Annotated in this window: 4 protein-coding genes; all 4 read right to left on the reverse strand. The window is 39.3% G+C overall.

What is annotated here, in order from left to right; genetic code table 11:
* The coding region (locus PX636_RS04270) for a DNA adenine methylase (protein ID WP_288116316.1) at nt 1–137 on the reverse strand (137 nt) is incomplete at its 3' end.
* A 17-nt stretch (nt 138–154) separates the two neighbouring features.
* Entirely contained in the window at nt 155–553 is a 399-nt protein-coding gene (locus tag PX636_RS04275; protein ID WP_002796461.1) for a helix-turn-helix domain-containing protein, read from the reverse strand.
* Between the two features lie 46 nt (nt 554–599).
* Nucleotides 600–1412: a hydrogenase nickel incorporation protein HypB gene (gene hypB, locus PX636_RS04280; RefSeq protein ID WP_002796462.1), complete on the reverse strand. Its 813-nt coding sequence runs from the start codon at nt 1410–1412 to the stop codon at nt 600–602.
* Nucleotides 1403–1747, reverse strand: coding sequence for a hydrogenase maturation nickel metallochaperone HypA/HybF (locus tag PX636_RS04285; RefSeq protein ID WP_002796464.1), 345 nt, complete (start codon nt 1745–1747; stop codon nt 1403–1405). Before PX636_RS04285 ends, hypB begins: the two co-directional genes overlap by 10 nt.
* Between the last annotated feature and the right edge of the window lie 26 nt (nt 1748–1773).

A 1773-nucleotide genomic window follows, 5' to 3' on the forward strand; every position in this document is an offset into this window, starting at 1 on the left:
GCTACCACCCCCGAACCACACAAGGGTTCTATCCAGCGCTCACAGTTTTGCTGATCCGCTAAACTTTTGATTGATGATACCAGTTTAGTTTTGATACCTTGACATTTAATCGGGGGAACAATGACGGCTGTTTTCATTAAAAACTAATAGAGAATTACATGAATACACCGGGGGAAACATTGAAAATCTCTCCTAAAATTTTCCCTTGAGCTTTACTAATCGATCGCTTGCCATTAACAATCTCAGAAACCACACCCTTAGAACCATTTTTACCAACTAAATCAGCTTGTTTCATGTTGTTAGCTGACATTAAGTGTAATAATACTTCCTGCGGTGAAGCTGGTTCGGGTTGAGGTTGTCTGGCATCAAAATCCTTAATAATTGTCGCCATTAATTTAACCATTGCGGTTTCTTCTGGTAGTCGATCCTGTTTACTAATTAGATTAATCAGAAGATGACGCGCTTGCTCATATTCTTCCTCATTTTCAATAATCTTGGGTTGAAATTTAGTCAACAGTTGATTATAAGTATTGTCATCAAGTGCTAGGGTCATTTTTCTTTCGGTTAGACTGAACTTTTTAGGTGTGTTACTACTTAACTTAAACCAGCGATTTTAACCAACTGTACCAAGCATCTAAACCTTCTCCTGTGGTAGCGGAAACTTGAAAAACTTTCAGATTGGGATTAACTTGATAGGCATAATCTAAACAGCGATCGAGGTTAAAATTAACGTAGGGTAGTAGGTCTATTTTTGTCAAGATCATGACTTGAGAAGCGTGGAACATATAGGGATATTTAATCGGTTTATCTTCTCCTTCGGTGACGGAAAGAATGACGACTTTGGCATTTTCTCCTAAATCAAATAAAGCAGGACAAACTAGATTACCGACATTTTCGATCATGACTAAAGAATTCATCGGTGGATCGAGTTCGATTAATCCTCTCTCTACCATTGATGCTTCTAAATGACAACCTGTTCCGGTGTTAATTTGGATAACCTGACAACCGGTTTCACTAATTTTTTGAGCATCATTAGCTGTAGCTTGATCTCCCTCAATCACACTGATAGGAATAGCGGTTTTTAAATCGGCAATTGTGCGAGTTAACAGGGTAGTTTTTCCCGAACCGGGGGAAGAAACCAGATTAAGAGCAACAGTTTTTCTACCCTTCAACCAACCGCGATTTTGTGCCGCTAATAGATTATTTTTTGCCAGCAGATTTTGCTCAACTTGGAGAATGTTACCATGAATTTGAGCGTGAATTTCTGCGGGATGATGGGGATGCTCATGATCGTGATCGTGATGGCTATGACTAATAACAGTACCATCGGCTAAAATATGTTCATGGGTTCCCGTTTGCGGATTAGTTACCGTTACTTCCGAGTTATCAGAACAACCACAGGTTACACACATAAGGATTCTGTCTCCAACGATTTGAGATTTAATTCTTGACCCTGTAAAATGACTATATTGCGACTACCACATCGATCGCAGATTCCGTAGGGATATTCTAGTTCTAGCTCATTTCCACAATCTTGGCACTGTCCTAAACCAGAAATTTCCAGAATCTCTAACATTGCCCCCTCTACATTAGTACCTTGACAACAGGTATCAAAACAAAAAGCGATCGATTCTGGCATAATTGCCGTTAGTTTACCAATCTCTAACACCACGCGCTTAACTTTCATTCCTCGGGAATGTTCTAAGGCAAGTTCGATAATATTTTGGGTGATTCCTAGTTCGTGCATTTTCAGTTATCAGTTATCAGTTATCA

This window comes from Microcystis sp. M53598_WE2 (assembly GCF_030067735.1).
Lineage (GTDB): Bacteria > Cyanobacteriota > Cyanobacteriia > Cyanobacteriales > Microcystaceae > Microcystis > Microcystis aeruginosa.

What these genes read in the sequence shown, in the direction of transcription:
- PX636_RS04275 (WP_002796461.1), bottom strand. Translation starts at nt 553, where the DNA reads ATGACCCTAGCACTTGATGACAATACTTATAATCAACTGTTGACTAAA.
- hypB (WP_002796462.1), bottom strand. Translation starts at nt 1,412, where the DNA reads ATGTGTGTAACCTGTGGTTGTTCTGATAACTCGGAAGTAACGGTAACT.
- PX636_RS04285 (WP_002796464.1), bottom strand. Translation starts at nt 1,747, where the DNA reads ATGCACGAACTAGGAATCACCCAAAATATTATCGAACTTGCCTTAGAA.